The sequence below is a fragment of the Hyphomicrobium sp. GJ21 genome (assembly GCF_001006785.1).
In the GTDB taxonomy this organism is placed as follows: domain Bacteria; phylum Pseudomonadota; class Alphaproteobacteria; order Rhizobiales; family Hyphomicrobiaceae; genus Hyphomicrobium_B.
In genome coordinates this window covers 854,380-877,817 of the sequence record NZ_CDHO01000003.1, presented here as the reverse complement: position 1 = coordinate 877,817, position 23,438 = coordinate 854,380, and the positions used below count along the sequence as shown (strand labels likewise).

19 protein-coding genes and 1 other RNA gene are annotated in these 23,438 nt (G+C 61.4%); 12 read left to right on the top strand and 8 right to left on the bottom strand.

What is annotated here, in order from left to right; translation table 11 throughout:
* The first annotated feature begins 77 nt into the window (after nt 1-77).
* On the top strand, nt 78-4,085 hold the full coding sequence (locus HYPGJ_RS12495; RefSeq protein ID WP_046847447.1) for an AsmA family protein: 4,008 nt from the start codon (nt 78-80) through the stop codon (nt 4,083-4,085).
* A 14-nt stretch (nt 4,086-4,099) separates the two neighbouring features.
* Here HYPGJ_RS12495 and HYPGJ_RS12490 read toward each other — a convergent pair whose 3' ends face one another.
* The 3 genes from HYPGJ_RS12490 to fumC form a co-directional block, all read right to left on the bottom strand.
* Nucleotides 4,100-4,330 carry a ribbon-helix-helix domain-containing protein gene (locus HYPGJ_RS12490; protein ID WP_046847446.1) on the bottom strand — a complete coding sequence of 77 codons (231 nt, stop codon included), beginning with the start codon at nt 4,328-4,330 and terminating at the stop codon, nt 4,100-4,102.
* Nucleotides 4,330-4,545: a DUF4169 family protein gene (locus tag HYPGJ_RS12485; RefSeq protein ID WP_046847445.1), complete on the bottom strand. Its 216-nt coding sequence runs from the start codon at nt 4,543-4,545 to the stop codon at nt 4,330-4,332. The genes HYPGJ_RS12490 and HYPGJ_RS12485 overlap by 1 nt, the downstream gene beginning before the upstream one ends.
* A gap of 111 nt (nt 4,546-4,656) precedes the next feature.
* Entirely contained in the window at nt 4,657-6,048 is a 1,392-nt protein-coding gene (gene fumC, locus HYPGJ_RS12480) for a class II fumarate hydratase (RefSeq protein WP_046847444.1), read from the bottom strand.
* Nucleotides 6,049-6,981: 933 nt separating this feature from the next.
* Between fumC and HYPGJ_RS12475 the strand changes: the two genes are divergently transcribed.
* Together HYPGJ_RS12475 and HYPGJ_RS12470 are read left to right on the top strand one after the other, a co-directional pair.
* The gene (locus tag HYPGJ_RS12475) at nt 6,982-8,448 is read left to right on the top strand and encodes a DUF1254 domain-containing protein (protein WP_046847443.1); all 1,467 of its coding nucleotides are present in this window, start codon (nt 6,982-6,984) and stop codon (nt 8,446-8,448) included.
* A 199-nt stretch (nt 8,449-8,647) separates the two neighbouring features.
* On the top strand, nt 8,648-9,349 hold the full coding sequence (locus HYPGJ_RS12470; RefSeq protein WP_046847442.1) for a class I SAM-dependent methyltransferase: 702 nt from the start codon (nt 8,648-8,650) through the stop codon (nt 9,347-9,349).
* A gap of 61 nt (nt 9,350-9,410) precedes the next feature.
* Here HYPGJ_RS12470 and HYPGJ_RS12465 read toward each other — a convergent pair whose 3' ends face one another.
* Together HYPGJ_RS12465 and ssrA are read right to left on the bottom strand one after the other, a co-directional pair.
* The gene (locus HYPGJ_RS12465) at nt 9,411-10,070 is read right to left on the bottom strand and encodes a ClpXP protease specificity-enhancing factor SspB (protein WP_046847441.1); all 660 of its coding nucleotides are present in this window, start codon (nt 10,068-10,070) and stop codon (nt 9,411-9,413) included.
* A gap of 89 nt (nt 10,071-10,159) precedes the next feature.
* Nucleotides 10,160-10,559, bottom strand: a transfer-messenger RNA (tmRNA) gene (ssrA, locus tag HYPGJ_RS18550).
* 88 nt (nt 10,560-10,647) lie between these two features.
* Between ssrA and HYPGJ_RS12460 the strand changes: the two genes are divergently transcribed.
* The 9 genes from HYPGJ_RS12460 (at nt 10,648) to pssA (ending at nt 18,968) form a co-directional block, all read left to right on the top strand.
* On the top strand, nt 10,648-11,433 hold the full coding sequence (locus HYPGJ_RS12460; RefSeq protein WP_046848382.1) for a CPBP family intramembrane glutamic endopeptidase: 786 nt from the start codon (nt 10,648-10,650) through the stop codon (nt 11,431-11,433).
* A 51-nt stretch (nt 11,434-11,484) separates the two neighbouring features.
* A complete protein-coding gene (locus tag HYPGJ_RS12455; protein WP_046847440.1) occupies nt 11,485-12,336 on the top strand; it encodes a thymidylate synthase in 852 nt (283 codons plus the stop codon).
* A gap of 198 nt (nt 12,337-12,534) precedes the next feature.
* Entirely contained in the window at nt 12,535-13,047 is a 513-nt protein-coding gene (locus HYPGJ_RS12450; protein ID WP_046847439.1) for a dihydrofolate reductase, read from the top strand.
* Nucleotides 13,048-13,303: 256 nt separating this feature from the next.
* Nucleotides 13,304-14,476: an FtsH protease activity modulator HflK gene (hflK, locus tag HYPGJ_RS12445; RefSeq protein ID WP_046847438.1), complete on the top strand. Its 1,173-nt coding sequence runs from the start codon at nt 13,304-13,306 to the stop codon at nt 14,474-14,476.
* Between the two features lies 1 nt (nt 14,477).
* A complete protein-coding gene (locus tag HYPGJ_RS12440; protein WP_046847437.1) occupies nt 14,478-15,389 on the top strand; it encodes a protease modulator HflC in 912 nt (303 codons plus the stop codon).
* A complete protein-coding gene (locus HYPGJ_RS12435) occupies nt 15,386-15,571 on the top strand; it encodes a DUF2065 domain-containing protein (RefSeq protein ID WP_046847436.1) in 186 nt (61 codons plus the stop codon). Before HYPGJ_RS12440 ends, HYPGJ_RS12435 begins: the two co-directional genes overlap by 4 nt.
* Nucleotides 15,572-15,702: 131 nt before the next feature.
* Complete coding sequence (locus HYPGJ_RS12430; RefSeq protein WP_046847435.1) at nt 15,703-17,166, top strand: Do family serine endopeptidase; 1,464 nt, start codon at nt 15,703-15,705, stop codon at nt 17,164-17,166.
* Between the two features lie 43 nt (nt 17,167-17,209).
* Complete coding sequence (locus HYPGJ_RS12425; protein WP_046847434.1) at nt 17,210-17,923, top strand: phosphatidylserine decarboxylase; 714 nt, start codon at nt 17,210-17,212, stop codon at nt 17,921-17,923.
* A gap of 97 nt (nt 17,924-18,020) precedes the next feature.
* Entirely contained in the window at nt 18,021-18,968 is a 948-nt protein-coding gene (gene pssA / locus HYPGJ_RS12420) for a CDP-diacylglycerol--serine O-phosphatidyltransferase (RefSeq protein WP_046847433.1), read from the top strand.
* 6 nt (nt 18,969-18,974) lie between these two features.
* Here the strand turns inward: pssA and HYPGJ_RS12415 are convergent, their stop codons facing one another.
* The 3 genes from HYPGJ_RS12415 to HYPGJ_RS12405 all read right to left on the bottom strand — a co-directional run bounded on the left by HYPGJ_RS12415 (nt 18,975) and on the right by HYPGJ_RS12405 (nt 23,435).
* Nucleotides 18,975-20,420 (bottom strand): mannose-1-phosphate guanylyltransferase/mannose-6-phosphate isomerase, encoded by a 1,446-nt coding sequence (locus tag HYPGJ_RS12415; RefSeq protein ID WP_046847432.1) that lies wholly within the window; start codon nt 20,418-20,420, stop codon nt 18,975-18,977.
* Between the two features lie 137 nt (nt 20,421-20,557).
* Nucleotides 20,558-22,570: an ATP-binding protein gene (locus tag HYPGJ_RS12410; protein WP_046847431.1), complete on the bottom strand. Its 2,013-nt coding sequence runs from the start codon at nt 22,568-22,570 to the stop codon at nt 20,558-20,560.
* Nucleotides 22,571-22,592: 22 nt separating this feature from the next.
* Nucleotides 22,593-23,435, bottom strand: a complete 843-nt coding sequence (locus tag HYPGJ_RS12405; protein ID WP_244466112.1) for a HAMP domain-containing sensor histidine kinase — start codon at nt 23,433-23,435, stop codon at nt 22,593-22,595.
* Between the last annotated feature and the right edge of the window lie 3 nt (nt 23,436-23,438).

The window sequence follows — 23,438 nt, the reverse complement described above, 5'->3', positions numbered from 1 at the left end:
GCTCACGGCGGCGTGTATTTCAATCGGATCGCCAGGGGTGCCCAGCATTCGTCCCGCAAGGGCGCCAAGAGACGTTCATGAACAACGGGCTTCTATTTTTCGCCGGGCTTCTCGTCCTTGTGCTTTCCGCGCTCTTCGCGGTGCCGTCGTTCGTCGACTGGAACGGCTATCGCGGCGTGTTCGAGGAAGAAGCTTCCAAAGTTCTCGGCCGGGATGTGCGCGTCGGCGGCGCAGTCAACCTGCGCTTTCTGCCTGCGCCTTACGTTCAGTTCGACAAGGTGCGCATCGCGAACGTCACAGGCCAGACCGGCGAGCCTTTTGTCCGGGCCGACAGCTTCAAGATGTGGCTTTCCGCTTCGGCATTGCTGCGCGGTGTTCTGGAAGCGAGCGAGATTGAACTCAGCAAGCCGGTGCTGACGCTCGTCGCCGACAAATCGGGCGGCGGCAACTGGTCGAACATCACGCTGCGATCAGCCGATCTTCCGTTCGTGCCGCGCGAACTCGCGCTCAAATCGGTCAGACTGAGCGAGGGGACTATTTCGCTCTACAACGCGACGGCCGAGCGCATCGCGCATGTCGAAAGCATCAATGGCGAACTCTCGGCTGAAGGCTTGACCGGGCCGTTCCGCTTCAAAGGCAATGCGTCGTGGCTCGGCGCCGGGCACGGCGTTGCATTCGCGACGGAGGCGCCGGCCCGCGACGGTTCGATCGGGCTCAAGATTTCCGCACGCTCGACGGGCTCCCCCGACGTCTACCTTCTCAACGGTCACATTTCCGATCTCGCGAACAAGCCGTCGTTCAAAGGCGAGTGGACCGGAACCGTCACGATGCCGGTCTACGAAGCATCCGCTCGCGCCGATGCGAGCAAGGACGATGCAACGCTTCTCGATCTCAAGGCGGATGTCTCCGGCGACTTGTCGGCCGCTCAATTCGACAACATCACGCTGTCGCTCAATGCTGGTGCCGAGCCGCAGATGATTACAGGCTCGGCGGTCGCGACATGGGCGTCGCCGGCGCGGCTCGATCTGAAGCTCGCGTCCAAGTGGCTGGACATCGACCGGCTGGCGGGTGCCGGGCAAGGCAGCGCGTCGTTCGCGAAGTTGAAAGAACTCGGCATCGGGCTGATGCAGTCCGTTGCGGGCGACAGCACGGCGAGCACGAAGATCAATCTCGAGCAGGTGAAGATCGGCGGCGAGACGGCAGGCGGTCTCGATATCGACGCCGACCGCGCGGGCAACGTCACGCGCGTCAAGAATTTCAATATCAGTCTGCCGGGTGGATCGCGGCTCGATCTCGCGGGCGATCTGAAGACGGGCGCGGACGGCAAGCACAGCTTTTCCGGTGATCTCTTCGTCGGAGGTTCGAGTCTCGCTCGTCTTAAAGCCTGGGCCGGGAAGTCCGGCGTGCCGATCGATATCATCTCGGATGGTCCGTATTCGGTCAGCGGCAAAGTCGATATCGATGCGACGCGCTTTGCCATCGCGGATGCGTCCGGCGATCTTTCGGGTCGCGCGTTTTCCGGCGATCTCGCCATTTCCAACGGCGCGCGCACGCGCACGGATCTGACGTTGCAGGCGGCGGAACTCGATACCAAAGAGATATTTCCCGAGACGACGAGCGCTCTCGAAGCCGCGCTGCGTAAAACGCTTGGGCTTTCGACGCAGGCGTCCGACAAGGAAGCCGCGCCGAGTGACGACACTCAGGACGTGCGATTGCGCCTCATCGCGGGACGCCTGATCGATCACGGCAGCAAATATCGTGACGTCGACGTGACGGTCGAAACGGAAGGCAAGGACATTCGTCTGCCGTCAGCCAAAATGACCACCGAGAGCGGCCTTCAAATTTCGCTCGAAGGGCGCGCGAAAAAGACCGACGGCGGCCCCGTGGGAACGCTGGCTTATGACGTCGTTGCGCCGACACCGGATGCGATGAGCGATCTCGTGCGCAGGACAGGCTTGGCATTGCAGTTCGGTGACGAGCGATTCAAAGGGCTGCAGACTGCGAAGCTCGCCGGTCTCGTGACCCTCGGGCGTCGTGCGGCCGAAGCCAGCGACGTGACGTTCGATGGCACGCTGAACGGGTCGCGATTTGCTGGTTCGGCGAATTTTGACGGCGGTTTCGGTGCGTGGCGTACAGCGCCGAGCCGGGTGCAGGCGACTGTGGCGGCTCCGTCGCTGGAAGCATTGCTGACGATGCTCGCCCAGGACCGGCGCACGGCGGAGGCCGAGAACAGTGAGGCGGCGGAAGCGTCGCTCATCTCCGTCGGAACGCTCGCTAGCGGCGCGAAAGCGCAGTTCGAGGTGCGCGGCAAAGGGCTCGATTTTGCATTCTCGGGCAACGCAGCGTGGCCGGAGAACTCCAGCTTGGCGCTCAACGGCGCGGCGGGTGTCAAAGCCGACGACCTGACCGACGTGCTGGCAATTGCCGGGCTTTCGCTGCCAGCAGGATCGGCAACAGTCGCGACGCATGGCACGCTGGATATCGCGCGCGGCCAGGACACGTGGTCGATCGCGGCACGAGAGTTCATGCTCGGCACGTCGACGGTGACGGCATTTCTCAACCTGAAAGCCGGAGACGATGGGCGCCGGCATATCGAAGGCAAAATCGGTGCGGATCGTGTTGGCATCGAAGCTCTGGTCGCCGCGCTGACCGACAAATCCTCGCTGCCACCGGAAAGCGGCGATACGGACGCGACGGCGAACGGCGCAGCCGCATCGGAATGGCATTCCGTGTGGCCGAGCGGCGTCTTCAATTTCGGCGCCTTGAAAGGCAGCGATGCCGACATTCTCGTGAGCTTCGGTTCGCTGTCGCTCGGCGGCGATCTCGCGACGCGTGACGGCGAGATGAAACTTTCGATCGCGCCCGGCAAAATCAGCGTCAGCAATCTTTCAGCGGCGGCGGCCGGCGGCAAGCTCACCGGCCAGATCAGTCTCGACAAGGCTTCGAACGGCGTGAAGCTCGTCAGTGATCTGAAGCTCGATCGGGCAAAACTTTCGTCTTTCAGCCCGACGGGGCGGGGCACGGCGACATTCGAACTCGCCGGCGAGGCGACGGCGCAAAGTCCCGCCGGTTTGATCGCGGTGTTGTCGGGCAAGGGCCGAGCGGCGATCGAAGATGCGACGGTGCACGGTCCGGCGCCGGCTGCGCTATCGGAGATCGTCGATACGGTTCTTCGCGGCAAGATGCAGAACGACGTGCGGCCTGTTTCAACGGCCTTCCTGACTTCGCTCACGACTTCGGAAGTGGCGCTCGGAAACCGAGAGGTTGCGATGGCGCTGGAAGACGGGTCGTTGAAGTTCGAAACGCTGGCGTTCGACTCGAAGGATGGAAAACTCGAGGCGACGGTGTCCACCGATCTCACGACGCTCAAGGTCAGCGCCGCGCTGCAAGTGGCGCCAGTGCTCAAGCCGCTGGCTCGGCCTGACATTGCTTTGCCAGGATGGAAACCTGCGCAGTCCAAGGGGCCGTTGCCTCCCGCGATCGTTCTTTACGATGGTCCGCTCGACAATCTCGCGGTCATCAAATCGAGCGTCGATGTCGGCGATCTCCAGCGCGAATTGTCGGTCCGGCTCGTCGAACGCAACGTCGAGGAACTCGAGCTTTCGCGCCGCCTCGACGAGGAACGCGTGCGGCTCGAAAAGGAGCGCCGCAAGGCGCTGGAAGCGCAGCGCGCGCAGGCGGCCAAGAAGCCTCCTGAGATGCCGCCCATCATACCGCAGTCCGCAGGTACCGAGGATAACGGACCGTCCGGTGGCAATTCCGCGCAACCGGACGCAACGTCCAGTCCACCTGTCATCGTGCCGCAAACCGGCCCGCAGAGCAGCTCGAATTCCGCGGCGCCGACGTCTTCGACATTCATGCAGGGTCAAACGATTACGGTCGAACCCATTCCCGACTCTGAAGCGGATGGCGTCGCGGCGCAAAGCTCGGCCGGGCAGATCGATCCCGAGACCGGACTTCCGATTGCGAACAAGGGCGCGGGGGCGGTTCGCTCGACAACGTCGACGCGCCCGGCGCAGCGGCCGCGCGAAAAGCGGCGCACGTCGTCCGACGAAGTGATGAAGCAGCTCGGCGGCTTCCCGTAAACTTAGCGACAGCGCTATTCGGCGGATTTTGCGGCGGCGCGCATTTCGAGGCGCTTCAAAATCCAGACGCGGACCGCGCTCGATAATCCGGCGTTGCCGCGGTCTTTGTCGATCGCGTTGATCAGGCCCGCGAGCGTCAGGCCGTCTTCGGCGGCTGCGGTCTTCAGGGCGGACCAGAACGCAGCTTCGAGCGAAATCGACGTGCGATGGCCCTGGATCGAAAACGAACGTTTCTCAGGCCGCATCAGGAAGCGTTGCTAGGCCCGGTATCATCGTCGTCATCGGATTGGCGCCGCGATGCGTCGAGATCGCCCTGCCATTTGCGCGTGCGCGCCTCGAACAGATTGCGCTCGGATTTCGTCTGTCCGTACTTGATCCGGTTTTCCTGAGCGTCGCGTTCGCGGTTGGCGCGTTCGCGAGCTTTGCGGACCTTGTTGAGATTGACAATCTCTGCGGTCATAAAATGCACTCCGCCTCGAGTGCCAAAGCGGCACTCTGAACTTCATGCATTTTATGTTCAGGAATGCGAAGGCGTCAAACGCTCGCTTTAGTCCGTATGCTCCGATCGATGTCAGTCGGGGCTGATCATCTTCTCGGGCCGCACGATCTCGTCGAACTCCTTGTCGGTGACGTAGCCGCCGCCGACGGCCTCGTCGCGCAACGTCGTGCCCTTCTTGTGCGCGGTCTTCGCGATCTTGGCGGCGTTATCGTAGCCGATTTTCGGAGCCAGCGCCGTCACAAGCATTAACGAGCGTTCGAGCCCGGCCTTGATGTTGTCCTCGCGCGGTTCGATGCCGACGACGCAGTTGTCGGTAAAGGAGACTGCCGCGTCGGCGATCAGGCGTACGGACTGCAGGAAGTTGTAGGCCATGACGGGATTATAGACGTTGAGTTCAAAATGGCCTTGGCTTCCGGCGAACGACAGCGCCGCCTGGTTGCCGAACACCTGCACGCAGACCTGGGTCAGCGCTTCGCACTGTGTCGGATTGACCTTACCGGGCATGATCGAGGAGCCGGGCTCGTTTTCTGGAAGCGCCAGTTCGCCAAGGCCTGAGCGCGGGCCGGAGCCGAGCAAGCGGACGTCGTTGGCGATCTTGAACAGCGAGACGGCGACGGTGTTGATGGCGCCGTGCGAGAAGACCATCGCGTCGTGGGCCGCGAGGGCCTCGAACTTGTTCGGCGCCGAAGTGAACGGCAGCTTGGTGATGGCCGCGACGCGTTCGGCGACTTTTTCGGCGAAACCTTTCGGCGCGTTCAATCCGGTGCCGACAGCGGTTCCGCCCTGCGCGAGCTGCATGAGTGCGGGCAGGGTCGATTCAATGCGCGCGATGCCGTTCTCGACCTGCTGTGCGTAGCCGGAAAATTCCTGACCGAGCGTCAGGGGCGTCGCGTCCTGCGTATGCGTGCGGCCGATCTTGATGATGTGCGACCACGCCTCGGCTTTGTCCTGCAGCGCTTTATGCAGCTTGCGCAGCGCCGGAACCAGGCGATGGACGACTTCCTCGGAGCACGCGATGTGCATCGCCGTCGGGTAGGTGTCGTTCGACGACTGGCTCATGTTGACGTGATCGTTGGGATGCACGGGCTTCTTCGAGCCCATCTCGCCGCCGAGCATTTCGATGGCGCGGTTCGAGATGACTTCGTTGGCGTTCATGTTCGACTGCGTGCCGGAGCCGGTCTGCCAGACGACGAGCGGGAAGTGATCGTCGAGCTTGCCGTCCATCACCTCTTGCGCGGCTTTCACGACAGCATCGCCGATTTTGGGATCGAGCCGGTTGAGCGCCATGTTGGTTTCGGCGGCGGCGCGCTTAACAACGCCGAGCGCGCGGACGATGGCGGCCGGCTGCCTCTCCCAGCCGATCTTGAAATTGCCGAGGCTGCGCTGGGCTTGCGCGCCCCAGTAGCGGTCGGCGGCAACTTCAATCGGGCCAAAGGTGTCGGTCTCGGTGCGCGTCTTGGTCATCTGCTCGGGTTCCGGTGATGGTCGAGAGGGAAATTTCGCTGCTTCGTCGCGCATGGGGGGAGGTTTGTCGAGGTTTTTCCTTCATATGCACGACGTCGGTAGAGTCACGCCTTGTCATGGCAGCTGCGGCGGCCGTCCACGTCTTGGACCCCGAGCCATTGGTCTTTTGTCGTAGACGGCCGCCTTCGCGGTCGTGACGATTTTATCTGGCATTGCCCAATCTCGTTCGTCGAGCCGGGCAGCAATGCCGATGGTGTGTCTTCGACGAGGTTTGCGCTGGATCCTCGGCCTTCGACGCGGCGCTGCCGCGCTCGGTCGACGATGACGAAGGAAATGCGTCCGGCGCAACAGGCCGGCTCCACGGAGTGGAGTCGGTTGCGCCGATCAACAAAGGGACGGGACGGCGTGGCCTCGCTCTTTGCATTTGGATTAAGGATGCGGACCGCGCCGCCCCGTGCATGTCAACTCTCCGCCTCGGCTCCGGCCCTTGCGTCCGGCGCCTCTCGTATGAGTGCGGATCGCAGCGATCGCGATCCCTGAGCCGTCGAACCCGCCATCCGCCGCCGCATCACCTTTTCGAGCGGCGTTTCACCGCGCCGCCTCCTCAGAGGCCCGCGCGCGGCAAGCAGAAAACCCGCGGCATACCGATTTCTCCGCGCGGCCCCACATGCTCTCACCACTCAGGTCTCGCGGCACGAGCTCATGCCCTTTGTCAGCGTGATGAGACGAGCGGAGTATGCGAGCGCGGGAGAGAGCGGGGATAAGTTGCTCGCGGAAAGAGCGAGCATGGTTAGCGGGAGAGATTTGTACCGGCTGAGGTCTGAAAACCGAATTATTTGACGATTTCTTTGCGTAATGTGGTCTGGCGCGATCGTAGGAATTCCGTAATCTGCGTTTTTGGCGCGGGGTATTGCGAGGGCAGGAGCCTGCACGATGCCAGAAAAACCATCCTCAAGAAAAGGCACAGTCGTTAGCGCGATCATTTTAGGTTGGTCGTTTGCCGTAGCGGTCGGTTCCTCTACGGCGGTCAACGCCCAGGCCATCAATCCGCAGGAAGCGCACGACATCGCCGTCAATGCGTACCTGTATTTCTATTCTCCCGTGACGATGGATCTGACCCGTAAGCAGCTGACGAACACTGCACCGGGTAAAGGATCGATTGGTGGTCCGGCGAATACCTTCGCCAATATAGGAGCCTATCCTACCGCCGATATGCGGGCTGTCGTCCGGCCAAATTTCGATACGCTTTATTCGAGTGCGTGGCTCGACTTGACGAAAGAGCCGGTGGTTGTCTCGGTGCCCGATACGCATGGGCGATACTATCTGTTGCCAATGCTCGACATGTGGACCGACGTCTTTGCCTCTCCTGGCTGGCGCACGACGGGAACACAAGCTCATAACTTTGTAATCGTGCCGCCTGGTTGGAAGACCGGTTCGAACGGCGAACTTCCTCACGATGCTCAGCGTATCGATGCGCCGACGCCGTATGTCTGGATTATCGGCCGCACGAAAACGGATGGTCCGGATGATTACGATGCGGTTCACCAGATCCAGGCAGGATATAAGGTCACGCGGCTGTCCGAATGGGGCAAAACGCCGACGCCTATTGAAGCTAAAATTGATTCAAGCGTCGATGTCACAACGCCGCCAAAGACCCTCGTCGACGCAATGCCCGCCGGAAAATTCTTTGCGTATGCCGCCGAACTCCTGAAGCTGCATCCTCCGCACATCACCGATCAACCGATCATCGCGCAGATGCGCCAGATTGGCATCGAGCCTGGCAAGAGCTTCGATATCACGACATTGGATCCTGCTATTCAGAAGACGCTTGAAACGGTCCCGCAGGAAGCGCAGCAGCTCCTAAAATGGAAGCTCCCCACGCTTGCGCGTGTGGCCAACGGCTGGTCGATGAACACGGATACGATGGGGGTCTATGGTAATTACTATCTGAAGCGCGCCCTCATTTCGCAATATGGTCTCGGCGCGAACCTGCCCGAGGACGCGATTTATCCGGCGAACCTTGCCGACGAAACGGGAAAGCCTCTCGACGGCGCCAACAAATATACAATTCATTTCGACAAGGCCGCGCTTCCACCGGTTAATGCCTTCTGGTCCATCACGCTCTATGACGACGAGGGGTTCCAGGTTGCCAACAGCCTCAATCGTTTTGCGGTGAGCAGTTGGATGCCTTTCAAGTATAATCCCGATGGTTCGCTCGATCTTTATTTTCAGAATGAAAGTCCTGGCGCCGAGAACGAAACGAACTGGCTTCCAGCACCAAAAGGGTCGTTCAATCTGACCATGCGTCTTTACGCTCCGAGATCCGATGCGCTGACGGGCAAATGGAATCCGCCGCCGGTCGTGCGACGTTCCGGTATCGCCTCCCTGACTGCACAGTAAAGTCATAGTGACGCCCGGCGTTCGTTCGCCGGGCGTTCCCCCATTGAAAAGCGCCCGCTGTTTTTTCCAAGCGTGAGCGCCGTGCTGTGTCTCGGGCGACACCGCGACCGAGCGATGTCGCGCGGGATGGTTGTCCCGGCGCGTGTGCGTGTTATTTTATAATATTATAACATTCTAATTTCCGAACGGGGCGGTACCTATGAAGCCTGAGAAGGACGATGCGTGGTTGCTGAAGGCGTATTCCGATCCGGATGCAGTCGCGAATTACGCGGATGGGCCGCGCCGTTTCGTTCCGGGCTTGAGCGACCTGCATCGCATGACGGGCTTACTTCTCGAAGAGCGCGTTCCGGAAAATGCGCGTGTTCTGGTTCTCGGCGCGGGCGGCGGGCTTGAGCTCAAAGCGCTGGCGGAAGCTCATACGGGATGGACGTTTGTCGGCGTCGACCCGGCGGCGGAGATGCTGACGCTCGCGGAGAGAATGCTTGGGCCTCTCAACGCACGCGTCCCACTTCAACAAGGTTATATCGATGATGTTTCCGAGACGGCTTTCGATGCTGCCGTCTGCCTGCTCACGCTGCATTTCCTCGATGCCGATGAGCGCCGCAGGACGGAGCAAGAAATCCGGCGGCGATTGAAGCCGGGCGCGCCGTTCGTTGCTGCGCATTCGAGCTTTCCGCAGGCGGATGGGGCTCGCGCACTATGGCTGTCGCGCTATGCGGCGTTCGCCGTGGCGTCGGGTGTCGATCCGAGTTTGGCGGAAAGCGCTCGCGCGAACGTCGATGCCAAGCTGCGGGCGATCACACCGGAGCAAGACCAGGCGATTTTGGAAGAGGCTGGATTCCGCGACGTGGCGCTGTTCTACGCGGCGTTCACGTGGCGGGGATGGGTCGGATATGCGTAGCCTTCGCGCCGCAGTGCAGGGCGGGTGACAGCGCGCAAGCGATGCGTTCAAACGCGCTTGCTTACTTCTTGCGGAACTGATCGAGGCTCAGGATCTTGGCGCCTTCGGACGGAGCCGGCGTCGCGTCGGCGTCGTCTTTCGCGTCGGCTTCGCCAGCGCGCGTGGCGGGCTCGGGCGAGGGCGGAACAGTGGTCGCCGGATCGCGGGATGCTGCATCCTTATCCGCGACGCGGGGCTTTCTCGGTGCGCGCGGTTTCTTCGGTGTCGTGCGCGGAACTTCAGTTCCCGCTTCACCGATCTGATCGTAGGTCGCGTCGGCTGTCAGAGCGTGGCGCGGCTCGTGCATCGGTTCGTTGTCGCTGACGTCGTCGTCGAATTGCAGGCCGTAGCGGACGCTCGGATCGATGAAGACCTTGATCGCGGAGAACGGTACGACGAGGCGTTCGGGGATGCCGTCGAACGTCAGCTTCACTTCAAAGCGATCGTCCGAGACGATCAAGTCCCAGAAGCGGTGCTGAAGCACAATCGTCATCTCGCTCGGGTATTTTTCTTTGAGCCGCTTCGAGACGATGGCGCCCGGGGCCTGGGTCAGAAACGAGATATAAAAATGATGCTCGCCCGGGAGACCGGATTTCACGATCTGCTGGAGAACCGCGCGCACAACGCCGCGCATCGCCTCCTGCTGCAGTTTTGCGTAATCGATCGATGGCCCCGTTGCCATGCTTCCGCCTTCAAGAATGCCGTGCTCTGACCGACCTCTGAAATCAGATTTGCCGCTCAGTCAAGCCCGTTTACCTACTAGCCGCGAGAAGTGGAGGGCTTCTGTTGCCCGGTGCCCTCCGAACCGCGCCTTATCCGGCTAAGGATAAGGGCTTCAAGTTCAGGCTATTCGCACTGCATTACGCAGCGAGAGCGGCCTCAGCATAGTTGTCATTGGCAACTATTCTGTGTGACCCGATAACGGTGGTATCATGCCGGGCAAAAGCTAAGTCCTTTAGACCTTCGTCGATCCTATTTCGCCCCCATAAGTCTTTGCTTGCGCCCTGCGACTCTCCTCCGGAGAGCCGGCCGCAGGGCGCGGCAAAGAGAAAATGGTGGAGGCGCCGGGTACCGCCCCCGGGTCCGATCGGCTTATTACGACCGCGTTTATCACCATAGCTGGCAAGCCAGCCCTTCAGATATAATCACTAGCGAGCCAGAACAAAAGCGTTTCGAAGACCGCATTCGCAAGCCCGTGAAAAAGCTGTTACCGGATGGCCGCGTTTGAGCGTTGCAAACGCCAAGCAGAAAGGGTGCACGTGGCCGTTTCAGTCGAAGACCAGGCTTCCGCGCCCGACGCGACTTTATCGTGGAAATCGGTGGTGCTCGTGCTGGCGGCGACGGCGGCGATCATCGTGTCCGGCATGCTGGCAGGGTTCGGAGCGACGGCGCTTTTCGATGTCTGGGCGCGGACCGAAGAGCCTCGCGCATTTGCCGCAGGCGAGCCGGAAGCGCTGCAGACGGCACGAGTTGCCGTTTCGCTCTTCGGGTTTCAGATCGCGACGGTGGTGCTGGTGCTTCTGGCGAACGCGCTGTTTACGCGAAGGGGCGAGTCTTTTGTCCGTTTATCGGCGCCAAGAGGCGGTCTCAAGACATTCGTCTTGGCGACGGTGGCCCTGATTGCGCTGGCATTTCTTTATGGCGCCGTGGTCTTCGCGCTGGACCGCGATGCGTTCCGCCAGGACATCAGTCCGTTCGCTGATCTGATGAAGGCGCAGACGTGGTGGCTGGTTTTGATCGCCGCCGGAATTGGAGCGCCGATCGCGGAAGAATGCCTGTTTCGCGGGTTGGTTTACGGGGCTTTGCGGCGGTCGTCGCTTGGAATTGGCGGAGCAGCGGCGGCGTCGGCCATCATGTGGGCACTGCTGCACGCGCACTATTCCGTTTACGGCATCGCGGCGATCACGCTGATCGGCATTTATCTGGCCCTGGTCCGCGAGAAGACCGGCACACTTTTGACGCCGATCGTCTGTCATGGTGTTTACAACTCGTTGATCGTTCTCATCCTGGCATTCGCGCCGAACAGCTCAGTTACGACGGGATAGCTAAGCGCGGGTAGCTGAAGCATTTTAGCGAATCGCATATTTGCGTGAACTATGAAGCAATATCATGATCTTTTGCGCCGCGTGCGCACCGAAGGCGTGAAGAAAACGGACCGCACAGGCACCGGGACGCTCAGCGTGTTCGGGCATCAGATGCGCTTCGATTTGGAAGAAGGATTTCCTCTTCTCACAACAAAAAGGCTTCATCTCAAATCAATTATTCACGAGCTCATTTGGTTTCTGAGTGGCGATCCTGATCTCGCGTATCTGAAAGACCATAATGTAACCATTTGGGACGAATGGAAGCGAGAAGAGCTGTGGGTACTAGATGACGCTCAAGATCGCAGTTTGAAGAAACCCGTTGGACCGTTCGAGACATGCGGCCCAATCTACGGTGTCCAGTGGAGATCCTGGCGGGGGCCGGATGGCCAAATCATTGATCAGATTTCGGAAGCGGTAAGTTTGATTATAAATAGTCCCGATAGTCGGCGAATTATTGTGTCTGCGTGGAACCCGGCAGATCTGGAAAAAATGGAGCTTGCGCCGTGTCATTGTCTTTTTCAGTTCTACGTCGCTGACGGCAAGCTCTCGTGTCAGCTGTATCAGCGCTCGGCGGACATTTTTCTCGGCGTGCCATTCAACATTGCGAGCTATGCGCTGCTGACGATGATGATGGCGCAGGTCACGGGGCTGAAGCCGGGCGAGTTTGTGCACTCGTTCGGCGATGCGCATCTTTATTTGAATCACCTGGAGCAGGCAGACTTGCAGCTTTCGCGCACGCCGCGCGCACTGCCGAGGATGAAGATCAATCCGGCGGTGACGTCGATCTTCGATTTCAAGTACGAGGATTTCAGCCTCGAGGGCTACGATCCCTGGCCGCACATCAAGGCGCCGGTGGCGGTTTAAGGACGTCCTGCACACCGTCATCTTGGCGAAGGCCGGGATCTGCCCAAGCCAGTGCAGTCTCGTGCAGGCTAGCTAGCAGCTGTCTCGAGCCTGGATTGATCCCCGCCTGCGCGGGATGACGTTGAGGCGGTGGTTGGTGCGTCTTAATTTGCGGCAACCAGATTTGCTTCTCGCGCGCGGCGTTGCTATCGGTCGGGGATGAATGACTTACCTATTTCCCTGGTCGTCGCTGTTTCGGAAAATGGCGTCATCGGGCGTGACGGCGCGCTGCCGTGGCGGCTCTCGTCAGATCTCAAGCTGTTCCGCAAACTGACGATGGGCAAGCCCATGATCATGGGGCGGCGGACGTTCCAGTCGATCGGCAAGGCGCTCGACGGCCGTGACAACATCGTCGTGACGCGCGATCCGGCGTTCGATGCGGCTGACGTTTCGACTTGCGAAAGCGTCACCGAAGCGCTGACGCTGGCGCGCATCCTGGCCACCACGCGCGGGGCGGATGAGATCATGGTTATCGGCGGGGTCGCCGTGTTCGATGCCACGCTGCCGGTTGCAGATCGCATCTATCTGACGCGCGTTCATGCAAGCGTGGAAGGCGACAGGTATTTTCCGCCGCTTGACGACGCCGTTTGGCAGGAAGTGACGAAAGAAGCCTTGCCGCAAGGGCCGCGCGACGAGTTCGCGTCGACGCTCAGCGTTTACGAACGCAGGTAAAAGAGTGCGCGAGCCGGCGCCTCAAACCCTTGAAGCGCCGCCGCGAAGCCCCAAATTCCGATAATCCAAGGGGTTGGGAATTTGCGATCGAGGGAACCGTACCTTATAAGCTCCCCCGAACCTTGTTTTCTTTTGCGTCCCCGAGGCTTTCACCGTGCACGTCTCAATGTCGTCTTCCGACCGACGCCGCACCGAGGAGCCGGAAGGCGGATGCGTCCCTTCAATTTCAGCTCAGATGCGAGAGAGGCCGTGATTTATGCCCTGGAGTAATCAAGGCGGCGGAAAAGGCAGCGGCGGTGGTGGTGGCGGCGGCGGTCCGTGGGGGCAAGGGCCTTGGGGCTCTGGCGGTGGCGGCGGCAAGGAGCCGCCGGATCTCGATGAGATTTTGCGTCGTGGCCAGGACCGCATGCGCCGTGTCATGCGCGGCGGCGGTGGTGGCGCCGGAGGCAATGGCTCGGGCGGCATCGGCGGCGGCGTTCCGAAGACGTTTATTTTCCTCCTCGGCCTTCTGCTGCTCGCGGGCGCAACGTTCTACGGCTTTTTCTATCGCGTGAATCCGGACGAGCAGGGCATCGTTCTGCGCTTTGGCGAATACAACCGTTGGGACACGCCGGGTCTGCATTGGCGTTTGCCGTATCCGATCGAAGAAGTACGGCTGCCGAAAGTCACGCAGCAGCGGACAATCGAAGTCGGCAGCGCCCGCAGCACACTCGGCGCGCGCGACAGCGGCCTGATGCTGACCGGCGACGGCAGTGTCGTCGATGTCCGCTTCGTCGTGTTCTGGCGCATCAGCCCGGACAAGAGCGAAAACGGCGATACCGGCGTCCAGCAGTTCCTGTTCAACATCGCACAGCCGGAGACGACGGTGCGTGAGGTTGCCGAAAGCGCGATGCGCGAAGTCGTCGGCCAGTCGGCATTGCAGCCGCTGCTGACGGGTGGCCGTCAGAAGATCCAGGAAGAAGTGCAAAAGCTGATGCAGAAGACGCTCGATTATTATCGGGCGGGCATCAAGATCGACCAGATCCAGCTCAAGGAAGTCGATCCGCCGGAAGAAGTCATCGGCGCGTTCCGCGAGGTTGCGGCGGCGGCGCAAGAGAGGGAAACGCTGGTCAAGCAGGCTCAAACCTACGCAGACCAGGTTACGCCGAGAGCGCGAGGCGATGCCGATCGCATCGTAGCCGCGGCCGAAGGCTATCGCGACCAGACCGTCGCCGAGGCAACCGGTCAGGCGGCGCGCTTCCTCAAGGTCTACGACGAATACAAGAAGGCGCCGGACGTCACGCGACAGCGCTTGTTCCTCGAGATGCAGGAACGCGTGCTCGAGGGCACCGACAAGATCATCATCGATCAAAAGAGTGGCCAGGGCGTCGTGCCTTACCTGCCGCTAGATCAGCTGCAGAAGCGTGAAACGTCCGAAGGATCGAAATAATATGCGCGCGTTCTTCGCTTTCATTCTTACGGTATTGGTCCTCGCGGCTGCGGGTCTCTATGCCTCGGCATTCATCGTGCATCAGAACGAGCAGGCGATGGTGCTGCGCTTCGGCAAAACGCAGCAGATCATCGAAACGCCCGGCCTGAAGTGGAAAGTTCCGTTCATCGATACGGTCGAGAAATTCGACAAGCGTATTCTCGATCTCGATACGACGGAGCAGGAAGTCACGGCGGCGGATCAGCAGCGCTTGATCGTCGACGCGTATGCACGTTACCGCATCACGGATCCGCTCAAGTTCTATCAGAACGTGCGCAACGAAGAGCGCGTGCGTGAAGTCGTCGGACCGCTGATCGAATCCGAAATTCGCCGTGTGCTCGGTTCCGCGACGCTGCAGGAGATCGTCAAGGACAAGCGCGAGTCGCTGATGAAGGAGATCGCGGCGCAGGTGAACAAGGAAGGCCGCGATTACGGACTTGAAGTCGTCGACGTGCGTCTCAAGCGCGCCGATCTGCCGAAGGTGAACCTCGTCAAGGTCTATGACCGCATGCGCGCCGACCGCGTTCGTGAGGCAACGGAGCTTCGGGCGCAGGGTGAAGCCGAGAGCAACCGCATTCGCGCCAACGCGGACAAGGCGGTGACGATCATCAAGGCGACGGCGACGCAGAAGTCAGACGAAATCCGCGGTGACGGCGAAGCTCAGCGCAGCCGCATCTTCGCGGACGCGTTCGGAAAGGACCCGGACTTCTTCCAGTTCTACCGTTCGATGCAGGCGTACACGACGGCGATCAAGCCGAGTGACACGCGTCTGCTTCTGTCGCCGAACAGCGACTTCTTCCGCTACTTCGAAGATCCGAACGGTGGCGTGAAACGGGCTCCGGCGCCTTCCGTCACAGTCACGCCTGAGCGATGAACGATCTTCTGGCCGGCCTCGGAATAGCCCTTGTACTTGAAGGGCTACTCTGGGCGGTCGCGCCGGATGCTGCGCGGCGTGTCGTCACGGACATCGCCAGCCGGGGAAACGGCCCGATCCAGGCCGGTGCTCTCGTGGCCGTCGCGTTCGGAGTTTTTCTCGTCTGGCTCGTCCGAGGATAAGGTCCAAAGCCGACTTGTCCCCCCATCCCGGCTATATGCTACGATCGTCACTTTGATGCTGCGATCTTGCGCCACTGAAGCCCCATAGGTCCCGCCGAGCGTCGCGTGGGGTCGGACACTGGAGTTCTGCGATGACCGGAAAAATATCCGTGCTTATGCCTCGGCTGCTGCTCAGCGCGATCATGACGATGGCGCTGTTTTCATGTCCGGCGCAGGCGTTCCAGAACGGCCCGGCGTCGGTTGCGCCGATCGCGAAGAAGCTGGTCGACGCCGTCGTCAACATTTCCACCTCGCAGACCGTCAAGGGACCGAGCGGCGTACCGCTGCCGAAGGTGCCGAAGGGCGCGCCGTTCGAGGACTTCTTCGACGACTTCTTCAACAAGCGCGGCGGCGTTCCCAATTCGGATCGCAAGATTTCGTCACTCGGCTCCGGCTTCGTAATCGACGGCAAGGAAGGCCTGATCGTCACCAATAACCACGTGATCGAAGGCGCCGAAGAAATCGAGATCAATTTTCACGACGGCTCGAAGCTGAAGGTCGACAAGGTGCTCGGCCGCGATACGAAGGCCGATCTCGCGCTTCTGAAGGTCACGCCGAAGAAGCCTCTCTCGGACGTCAAGTTCGGGCCGTCGGCCACGCTCGAAGTCGGCGACTGGGTGATGGCGATTGGCAATCCGTTCGGGCTCGGCGGTTCGGTTTCGCTGGGCATCATCTCGGCGAAGAGCCGTGACATCAATTCCGGGCCTTACGACGATTATCTGCAGACCGATGCCGCGATCAACAAAGGCAACTCGGGCGGGCCGTTGTTCAACATGGACGGCGAAGTGATCGGCGTGAATACGGCCATCATATCGCCGACCGGCGGCTCGATCGGCATCGGCTTTGCTGTTCCCTCGGACACGGTCGCGAACGTCGTCGATCAGTTGAAGCAATTCGGTGAAGTGCGGCGCGGCTGGCTTGGCGTGAAGATCCAGACGGTGACGGACGACATCGCCGAGACGCTCGGCGTGCCGGAAAACAGCGGCGCGTTGATCGCAGCCGTGACGCCCGAGAGTCCGGCCGCGAAAGCAGGACTCGAAGCCGGCGACGTCATTCTGAAGTTCGACAACAAAGATGTGACGTCGATGCGCGGCCTGCCGAGGATCGTGGCGCAGGCGCCGATCGGCAAGGCCGCCGATGTCGAGCTTCTGCGCAAAGGCCAGCGCAAGACGCTGCAAGTGACGGTCGGACGCCTCGACGATGGCGACGACACCGAGAGCGATCTGAAAGAACAGGGCAGCGAGAGCCCGGCGCCGGGATCGTCGATCATCGGGCTCAAGCTTTCGGCGCTGACCTCCGAACTCCGGCGCAAGTACGGACTCGATGACAAGATCAAAGGCGTGGTCGTCGAAAGCATCGATCCGCAGAGCGCGGCAGCGAAAAAGGGCATCAAAACCGGCGATGTGATTGTCGAGGCGGCGCAGGAAGCGGTGAGCGATCCGGGCGACGTCGCGGCGAGCGTCGATAAGGTCAGGAAAGCCGGACGCAAGGCCGTGCTATTCCGCGTCGAAGACGGCAAGGGCGATCTTCGCTTCGTCGCCGTGCCAATCTCGTAATCCCGCGCGATTTTCGCAGTTCACCGCGCGCCAGGAGGTAAACGTGTCTGGAAACCACGGACTTCTCGATACCATCTTTGAATCGTTCGCGCCGGTGCATCCGGACGGGCACAAGTTCATCGCCATCGGCGCGGTGGTTACTTTGATCTTCTTCCTGATCTATCCGCCGCTTGGATGGATCGCGGCGGCCATTACGGCGTGGGTCATTTATTTCTTCCGTGATCCGGCGCGCGTCACGCCGTTGCGTCCGGGGCTCGTCGTCTCGGCGGCGGACGGTAAGATTTCGTCGATCGAGAAAGTGACGCCGCCCGCCGAACTCGGGATGGGGCCGGAAGAGCGCGTGCGCATTTCGACGTTCCTTTCGGTCTTCGATGTGCACATCAACCGCTCGCCGGTGGCGGGGCGCATCGTGCGCTCGCTCTATGTGCCGGGCGCATTTCTCAATGCGGCGCTCGATAAGGCGAGCGAGGACAATGAACGGCGTATTCTTGTGATCGAGACGCCGACCGACGGCGAAATCGGCGTCGTGCAGATTGCCGGGCTTGTCGCGCGCCGGATCGTGACGTTCTCGCAGATCGGGGACGTGATCGGGGCCGGGCAGCGATTCGGATTGATCCGCTTCGGCTCGCGTGTGGATGTTTATCTGCCACCCGGTAAAGTCGCTCTTGTGAGTGTCGGCCAACGAGCGGTTGCGGGCGAAACGGTTTTCGCCGATCTTCAATCGGTCGAGCCGGAGCGCGAGGCGCGTCTCGCTTAGGGCCGCCTGAGCCAGAGGGACCACCCGGCTTTGGAGCCCGAGGCCGTCTCGGGCAAGAGGGTTCGACGGCCGCGCATGCGCCTGGAGGAGGCCTGCCATGGACATGGAAGAACCACGGATCGAAACGGAAACGCGACGCCGCCGCAGGCGATCGCTGTTCCGGCATCGGCAGGTGCCGGTGCGGATGCTGGTGCCGAACTTCTTCACGCTGCTCGGCCTCTGCGCGGGTCTGACATCGATCCGCATGGGGATCGAGGGCCGCTACGATCTGGCTCTCGCTGCGATCGTCTTCGCGGGGTGCCTCGACGGCATCGACGGGCGGATCGCGCGGCTTCTCAAAGCGTCATCGCGTTTCGGGGCCGAGCTCGACAGCCTCGCGGATTTCGTCAACTTCGGCGTCGCTCCGGCGTTTCTTATTTTCAATTGGGGTCTTGGCGATCTCAAAAGCGCGGGCTGGATCTGCGTGATGATTTTTGCGCTGACCTCGGCGCTGAGACTTGCGCGCTTCAATTCGGCGATCGATGACGACAAGCCGAAATGGCAATCGAATTACTTCGTCGGGATGCCGACACCCGCCGCGGCTATCGCAGTGTTGCTGCCGGTTTACATCTATCAATTGGGCTTCGAGGAAATCAAAGCCCATTGGGCGCTGATGGTCGTGCTCGTCTACACGCTTTTCATCGCCTTCATGATGGTCTCAACGATCCCGACCTATTCGGGCAAGCTGCTCGGCGAGCGCGTCGGTCGCGAGTGGGTTCTGCCGATCTTCGTCATTGCGGTCGCGGTGGTCGCGATGCTCTTCACCTATCCGTATCAGACGCTGACGGCGATTACGCTTATCTATCTCGCGTTCATTCCGGTGAGCTGGCGGAATTTCCAGGAGAAGATCGCGCAGGGCGAGGCTGCGGAACCAGCAGCGGTTTCGGAGTCCGTTGTGGCTGAACCGGTGGCGAGCGGCGGTCCGGCTCAGCCCCATCCCGGCGACGAGCCGCCGAAGACGACGGGGCGCATCTTTACGCTCCGCACGCCGGATCAGCCGAAGTAGCCGCGCTTATTTCGTTTCTTCCGGCGCACGGTGATAGATGTCGTCCGTGCGCAGGATGTCGTCCTCGCCGAGATACGATCCGATCTGGACCTCGATGATCTCGACCGGCACCTTGCCGGGGTTTTCGAGGCGATGCCATTGCGTCGCGACGATGTAGACGCTCTCGTTCTCGCGCACGAGCTGCTCGCGCTCGCCGATGACGACGCGTGCCGTACCCTGCACCACGATCCAATGCTCGGAGCGATGATGGTGCATTTGCATGGAAAGCACGCCGCCGGGCTTCACATGCAGCAGCTTCACCTGGAAGCGCGGGCCGATGTTCAGCGTCTCGAAGTAGCCCCACGGGCGGTAGTTTCTAAGATGCTGCTCCTGCTCCTTGCGGTTCGAGGAGCGCAGGCGCTGCACGATCTTGGAGACGTCCTGCGTCCGGTTCTTGTCCGCGACCAGCAGGGCATCGGGCGTATCGACGATGACGAGGTCCTTGACGCCGATGGTCGAGACGATGGCCTTCTCGGAATGAATAAAGCAGTCCGAGGTGTCTTCGAGGATGGCGTCGCCCTTGACGAAGTTGCCGGCGGCGTCGCGCGGAGCAATGTCCCAGAGCGAGGCCCATGAGCCGACATCGTTCCAGCCGACATTGAGCGGCAGAACGGCGGCCGCGCCGGTTTTTTCCATGACCGCATAGTCGACGGAAATGTTCGGCGCCGTTGCGAAGGCGGCCTTGTCGAGGCGCAAAAATCCTAGGTCTTCCTTGGCGCCTGCGAGCGCGGCGCGCGCGGCCTGCAAGATTTCGGGCTGCAGGCGTTCGATTTCGTTCAGGAACGTCCGGGCGTTGAGCACGAAGATGCCGCTGTTCCAGAAGCGATCGCCAGCTGCGAGATATGTTTCCGCGGTGGCGCGATCGGGCTTCTCGGCAAAGGAGTCGACGGCGAATGCCTGGCCTTCGAAATCTTCAAGCGCGCTGCCCTGCTTGATGTAGCCGTAGCCGGTGTGCGGCTCGTTCGGCTTGATTCCGAAGAGCACGAGCTTGCCGGTCGCCGCGACTTCGGCGGCGCGTTTGACGGCGGCTGCAAACACCGCATCGTCCTTTACGACGTGATCGGACGGCATGACGGCGAGCGTCGCCTTGGGACTCGCTTCGAGCGCGACGAGCGCCGCGACGGCGATGGCGGGCGCCGTGTTACGCGCGACGGGTTCGAGGATGATCGCGCGCGGATCGATCCCCAAGCGCTCGACTTCCTCGCGAATGAGAAAACGATGATCGTTATTGCAAAGGAGGATCGGCGCTTTGAAGCCCGACGATTGCTGCAAGCGTCCGAGCGCGGCTGAGAGAAAGCTGCCGTTCTGGCTGTTGAAGAACCGGATGAATTGTTTCGGGTACATGGACCGCGACAGCGGCCACAGACGCGTGCCGGAGCCGCCCGATAGAATTACCGGAAAGATGTCGCTCATCGACTGCCCCAACCCCATTTAACGGAACGAGCCACACTTATGCGCCCGTTCTACGACGCCGCTATTGATAGAATTATAAACAGTTCTGGGGTCGGCCCAGGCGCGCGGCAAGGACTGATTGAGAAGAGTGATAACGGTTAACCGTGTGGGCGAGTTAGCCTTTCCCGCAGCGAACGCAACGAGCTTGGCGGCTCGGAAGGTGCCCGCGCGGGTGCCGGCGACATGCCCGGCGCGTTAACGCGGTCGCCCATCATCGAGGCCGCGGAGGCGCTTCGGGCCGAATGTCCAGCTGGCGGGGTATACGTGGGCGGCATCGCGTCCTTGCGCGAAGCGGGGTGGCCGTTGCCGGGAATCGACGTCCCGGCGCTGCCGCGCGGCGGCGGCGGCGTTTCGCGGCGCGGTTCGCCTTGCGATGCCGGTGCCGGGCTGGCGTTCGTATCGGCGGCAGAGTTGATGCTCAGCGCGTCCGCCATCAAGGCCATGTTGTAGGAATTGTCGCCGGTCGAGGTTCCGGACAGGCGCCAACGCTCGACGATCTGTTCCAAGAAGCCATCGTCGCCCAGAGATTTCTGCCATCTCTCGGAGAAGCGGGCGGTCGAGGAGCGCGGCAGCGCGTGCGGGGGCAATTCGTCGAACTTGATGCGCACGGGCAGCGCCATGCCGTCGCCGAATGCGATCGCTTCGCGCTGACCGAGCGAGGGAAGGAATTCGAGCAGGCCCGCACCGGTGTCGGCAACGGCGGAGGTCACGATTTCCTGGTCGCGATCGTTCGACATGCGGAGTGCGAACACGGTGTTGCACTGGGACAGAATGGTCGGATCGATTTCAGCGGGGCGCTGGGTGACGATGCACAGCGAGGCGCCGTATTTGCGGCCTTCCTTGGCGATCTTGGCGATGGCGCGCTTGCAGGGTTCGAAGCCGAGCGCGCTGTTCGCCGGAACGTAGCGATGCGCTTCCTCGCAGACGAGCGTCACGGGGACCTGGCCTTCGCTCCAGAGCGCGAAGTCGAACGTCAGTCTGCAGAGCACGGAGACGACGACATTGACGATCTCCGACGGAATGCCGGTCAGCTCAAGAATCGTGATCGGCTTGTTGTTGACCGGCACGCGGAAGATGCGGCTCAGGATCTGAGTCATGCTGTCGTAGACGGTCAGCGAGCCGAACATGAAGGAGTATCGGATATCCTTCGAGACCGTTTCGATGCGGTGCTTCAGATTGCGGTAGGGCGTCAGATCCCGTTTGTTTTCGAGGCGGCCCATGCGCTCGTCGATCAGCGCGACGAGCTCGGAGATGCGGTAAGGAACGGGCGTGTCGACGGTAAAGCGGCTCTGGTCGGCGCGGCGGGGTTTCGCGCCTTCACCGGAGCGGCTGTTGGCGTAGCGGGCTTTCGCGACCGGGATGAGATCCTGGAGCACGTCCGTTTCGGTCTTGCGTTCGCCGTCGCCGACGAGCACCTCGACGATTTCCTCGAACGTCAGGAGCCAATAGGGCAGGTGCATGTTCCGCGGCGAGACGACCTCGGCCCATTCGGTGAATGCGGTCGCGTATTCGTTGTGCGGATCGAGCAGAACGATGTGGGCGGCGGGATGCTTTTCGAGGATCGACCGCAGGATCAGCGCCGTGGTGCAGGATTTGCCGGTGCCCGTGGTTCCGAGGATCGCAAAATGCTTGCCGAGCAACTCGTCAACGCGAACCATCGCCGGAATGGAGCTATCCTGACGGATGCAGCCGACGCGGACCGTTTCACCGGCTTCGCCACAGAACGCGCATTGCAGCTCTGACTTCGACGCGACGCGGGCACGATCGCCGAGCGCAGGGTAGTTCGTGACGCCGCGATTGAATTTGAGCGGCTTGCCGTCCAGAGCTTTGACAAGCTCGCCGACAAGGCCGATTTCGGCGATCCAGACTTCGCCGTCGCCTTCGCGTTGCGAGGGAACGGGAACGCTCAGTGCGGAGACGATCGCGAGAACGAGCGCGCTCGATGTTTCGATGGCGATCAGCGTGCCCATGTCGGGGCCGTCTTTGAGGCTGCGCGCGCGCGCGTCCGCGCCGCCGTCGAGCAGGACGATCGCTTTCGATCCGTTGACGGATACGATGCGGCCGATGGAGGTGTCCGCGGCCCGCCGCTGGTCGTCGTTGTGGCTGTTCATGAGCTGTTTTGCTTTTTCTCGTTCAGGCAGCCGAGTTTCTAGCGTCGTGCATCATTGCCGCGCTCGAGGTGGCGACGGTATCTCGCCCGGGAAACGTGATGACGACTTCCGTGCCTTCATTCTGTTGGGAAGCGATGTAGAGCGCTCCGCCGTGCAACTCGACGAGTGCTTTCGCGATTGGAAGTCCGAGACCCGCGCCCTCGCGCCAGCGAGACCTGCCGCCGTCAACCTGGCCGAACGGCGCCATCGCGACGTCGATGTCATCGGGGCTCATGCCGACGCCGCTGTCGCGAATGGAGACGATGGCGCCGTGGTCGGCGGTGCGCTGGGCTTTGACTGCGACCGTGCCGTCGGCGGGTGTGAACTTGATCGCGTTCGAGAGGACGTTGGTGAAGATCTGCTTCAGTTTCACGGCGTCGCCGCGGATCATCGGCAGGTCGGCTGCGATCACCACGTCGACGTCGATGTCGCCGACGCGCGACTGGTGGTGGAACGCATTGATGCTGTCGGCGAGGATGTCGCGCAGATCGATCTCGCGGCTGTCGATCGCGTACTTGCCGCTTTGCAGCTTCGAGATGTCGAGGATGTCGTTGATGACGGACAGAAGATGGCCGGCCGCGTCGTGGATCAGCGTCGCGTATTCAACGATCTCTTTATCGGGGAGGCGGCGCTCCTGATGCTGCGTCAACAATTTCGAGAAGCCGATCACCGTATTGAGCGGCGTTTTCAGCTCGTGGCTCATGTTGGCGATGAATTCGGACTTCACCTTGCTCGCAAGTTCGGTCTCGATGCGCGCGGAATGCTCGGCGACGCGGGCGCGATGGCGCAGAACGGCATCGCTCAACAGCGACGCATACTCGGACATTAG

Coding starts and splice junctions, on each gene's coding strand:
- HYPGJ_RS12450 (WP_046847439.1), top strand. CDS start 12,535: ATGAATGACTTACCTATTTCCCTGGTCGTCGCTGTTTCGGAAAATGGC.
- HYPGJ_RS12415 (WP_046847432.1), bottom strand. CDS start 20,420: ATGAGCGACATCTTTCCGGTAATTCTATCGGGCGGCTCCGGCACGCGT.
- HYPGJ_RS12405 (WP_244466112.1), bottom strand. CDS start 23,435: ATGTCCGAGTATGCGTCGCTGTTGAGCGATGCCGTTCTGCGCCATCGC.
- pssA (WP_046847433.1), top strand. CDS start 18,021: ATGGACATGGAAGAACCACGGATCGAAACGGAAACGCGACGCCGCCGC.
- HYPGJ_RS12435 (WP_046847436.1), top strand. CDS start 15,386: ATGAACGATCTTCTGGCCGGCCTCGGAATAGCCCTTGTACTTGAAGGG.
- HYPGJ_RS12455 (WP_046847440.1), top strand. CDS start 11,485: ATGAAGCAATATCATGATCTTTTGCGCCGCGTGCGCACCGAAGGCGTG.
- HYPGJ_RS12465 (WP_046847441.1), bottom strand. CDS start 10,070: ATGGCAACGGGGCCATCGATCGATTACGCAAAACTGCAGCAGGAGGCG.
- HYPGJ_RS12410 (WP_046847431.1), bottom strand. CDS start 22,570: ATGAACAGCCACAACGACGACCAGCGGCGGGCCGCGGACACCTCCATC.
- HYPGJ_RS12475 (WP_046847443.1), top strand. CDS start 6,982: ATGCCAGAAAAACCATCCTCAAGAAAAGGCACAGTCGTTAGCGCGATC.
- HYPGJ_RS12430 (WP_046847435.1), top strand. CDS start 15,703: ATGACCGGAAAAATATCCGTGCTTATGCCTCGGCTGCTGCTCAGCGCG.
- hflK (WP_046847438.1), top strand. CDS start 13,304: ATGCCCTGGAGTAATCAAGGCGGCGGAAAAGGCAGCGGCGGTGGTGGT.
- fumC (WP_046847444.1), bottom strand. CDS start 6,048: ATGACCAAGACGCGCACCGAGACCGACACCTTTGGCCCGATTGAAGTT.
- HYPGJ_RS12470 (WP_046847442.1), top strand. CDS start 8,648: ATGAAGCCTGAGAAGGACGATGCGTGGTTGCTGAAGGCGTATTCCGAT.
- HYPGJ_RS12495 (WP_046847447.1), top strand. CDS start 78: ATGAACAACGGGCTTCTATTTTTCGCCGGGCTTCTCGTCCTTGTGCTT.
- HYPGJ_RS12440 (WP_046847437.1), top strand. CDS start 14,478: ATGCGCGCGTTCTTCGCTTTCATTCTTACGGTATTGGTCCTCGCGGCT.
- HYPGJ_RS12490 (WP_046847446.1), bottom strand. CDS start 4,330: ATGCGGCCTGAGAAACGTTCGTTTTCGATCCAGGGCCATCGCACGTCG.
- HYPGJ_RS12485 (WP_046847445.1), bottom strand. CDS start 4,545: ATGACCGCAGAGATTGTCAATCTCAACAAGGTCCGCAAAGCTCGCGAA.